General features: G+C 55.2%; 1 tRNA gene and 2 rRNA genes (1 of these 3 cut by a window edge). All 3 read left to right on the top strand.

Features of this window, described 5'->3' with window-relative positions:
- A 23S ribosomal RNA gene (locus tag R5H23_RS16580) occupies window positions 1-2,180 on the top strand (it extends 557 nt beyond the left edge of the window).
- Window positions 2,181-2,260: 80 nt separating this feature from the next.
- Window positions 2,261-2,375 (top strand): 5S ribosomal RNA (gene rrf, locus R5H23_RS16575).
- 48 nt (window positions 2,376-2,423) lie between these two features.
- Window positions 2,424-2,500 (top strand) — tRNA-Met (locus tag R5H23_RS16570).

The following is a 2,500-nucleotide window of genomic DNA, read 5'->3' as shown; positions in this document are numbered from 1 at the left end:
GTCAGCGAGTTTCTGTTTGCAGCGAGCTTAAGCCGTTAGGTGTAGGCGTAGCGAAAGCGAGTCTGAATAGGGCGAATGAGTTGCTGGCAGAAGACCCGAAACCGAGTGATCTAGCCATGGCCAGGCTGAAGGTGCGGTAACACGCACTGGAGGGCCGAACCCACGCCTGTTGAAAAAGTCGGGGATGAGCTGTGGCTAGGGGTGAAAGGCCAATCAAACTCGGAGATAGCTGGTTCTCCGCGAAATCTATTGAGGTAGATCGTCGGGTGTTTACCCTGGGGGGTAGAGCACTGGATGGGCTAGGGGGGCCCAAAGCCTTACCAAACCTAACCAAACTCCGAATACCCAGGAGTATAGCCCGGCAGACAGACAGTGGGTGCTAAGGTCCATTGTCGAGAGGGAAACAGCCCAGACCACCAGCTAAGGCCCCTAAATCGTGGCTAAGTGGGAAAGGATGTGGGGATTCCAAAACAACCAGGAGGTTGGCTTAGAAGCAGCCATCCTTTAAAGAAAGCGTAATAGCTCACTGGTCTATTAGAAACCCTGCGCCGAAAATGTAACGGGGCTCAAGCCACGTGCCGAAGCTGTGGGTGCATTCTTATGAATGCGCGGTAGCGGAGCGTTCCGTAAGTCTGCGAAGGAGGCGGGGTGACCCCCTCTGGAGATATCGGAAGTGCGAATGCTGACATGAGTAGCGACAAACAGTGCGAGAAACACTGTCGCCGAAAGTCCAAGGGTTCCTGCGCAAGGTTAATCCACGCAGGGTGAGCCGGCCCCTAAGGCGAGGGCGAGAGCCGTAGTCGATGGGAACTAGGTGAATATTCCTAGGCCTGCCAGAAGTGACGAATGAGAAATGTTGTCTGTCCTTATCGGATTGAACAGGCTTTTCGACCATTCCAGGAAATAGCTCTGGCGTATAGACCGTACCCGAAACCGACACAGGTGGACTGGTAGAGAATACCAAGGCGCTTGAGAGAACGATGCTGAAGGAACTAGGCAAATTGCTCGTGTAACTTCGGGATAAACGAGACCCAATCGTGGGCAACCATGGTTGGGTGGCACAGACCAGGGGGTAGCGACTGTTTAGTAAAAACACAGGGCTCTGCGAAATCGTGAGATGACGTATAGGGCCTGACGCCTGCCCGGTGCCGGAAGGTTAAGAGGAGATGTGCAAGCATTGAATTGAAGCCCCGGTAAACGGCGGCCGTAACTATAACGGTCCTAAGGTAGCGAAATTCCTTGTCGGGTAAGTTCCGACCTGCACGAATGGCGTAACGACTTCCCCACTGTCTCCAGCATCGACTCAGCGAAATTGAATTCCCCGTGAAGATGCGGGGTACCCGCGGTCAGACGGAAAGACCCTATGAACCTTTACTGCAGCTTTGCAGTGGCATCAGGAAAATCCTGTGTAGGATAGGTCGGAGGCTTTGAAGCCGGGGCGCCAGCACCGGTGGAGCCACCCTTGAAATACGACCCTGAATTTTTCTGATGTCTAACCGAGACCAGTAAGCCTGGTCCGGGACCCTGCATGGTGGGCAGTTTGACTGGGGCGGTCGCCTCCCAAAGTGTAACGGAGGCGCGCGATGGTGGGCTCAGGCCGGTCGGAAACCGGCTGTCGAGTGCAATGGCATAAGCCCGCCTGACTGCGAGAATGACAGTTCGAGCAGAGACGAAAGTCGGCCATAGTGATCCGGTGGTCCCACGTGGACGGGCCATCGCTCAACGGATAAAAGGTACTCTAGGGATAACAGGCTGATCTCCCCCAAGAGTCCACATCGACGGGGAGGTTTGGCACCTCGATGTCGGCTCATCACATCCTGGGGCTGGAGCAGGTCCCAAGGGTTCGGCTGTTCGCCGATTAAAGTGGTACGTGAGCTGGGTTTAGAACGTCGTGAGACAGTTCGGTCCCTATCTGCCGTGGGTGTAAGAGACTTGAGAGGATTTGTCCCTAGTACGAGAGGACCGGGATGAACATACCTCTGGTGCACCGGTTGTCACGCCAGTGGCACAGCCGGGTAGCTAAGTGTGGACGGGATAACCGCTGAAAGCATCTAAGCGGGAAACCCACCTCAAAACGAGGTCTCATAGAGCCGTGACAGACCATCACGTTGATAGGCCGGGTGTGAAAGTGCAGTAATGCATGCAGCTAACCGGTCCTAATCGCTCATACTTCTCACATCAAACACATGCACAGAAATCAGCCACACTCATAAAACACCAACCTCCGCCCACTCTCAAAAAGACTGGGTGGGCTAGAAGACCTGGTGGCCATTGCGAGGGCCCTACACCCGATCCCTTCCCGAACTCGGCCGTGAAATCCCTCAGCGCCTATGATACTGCACCTCAAGGTGCGGAAAAGTCGGTCGCCGCCAGGTCCCCTAGCCCACTCATCTCTCCCACAACACCAACATCACCAATACCACCGCGGGGTGGAGCAGCCCGGTAGCTCGTCAGGCTCATAACCTGAAGGCCGTAGGTTCAAATCCTACCCCCGCAACCA

It is taken from the genome of Gluconobacter sp. GP1 (genome assembly GCF_032913585.1).
Taxonomy (GTDB): domain Bacteria; phylum Pseudomonadota; class Alphaproteobacteria; order Acetobacterales; family Acetobacteraceae; genus Gluconobacter; species Gluconobacter cerinus.
Note: the sequence above shows the minus strand (reverse complement) of the source record. Positions and strands in the feature narration are given on the sequence as shown.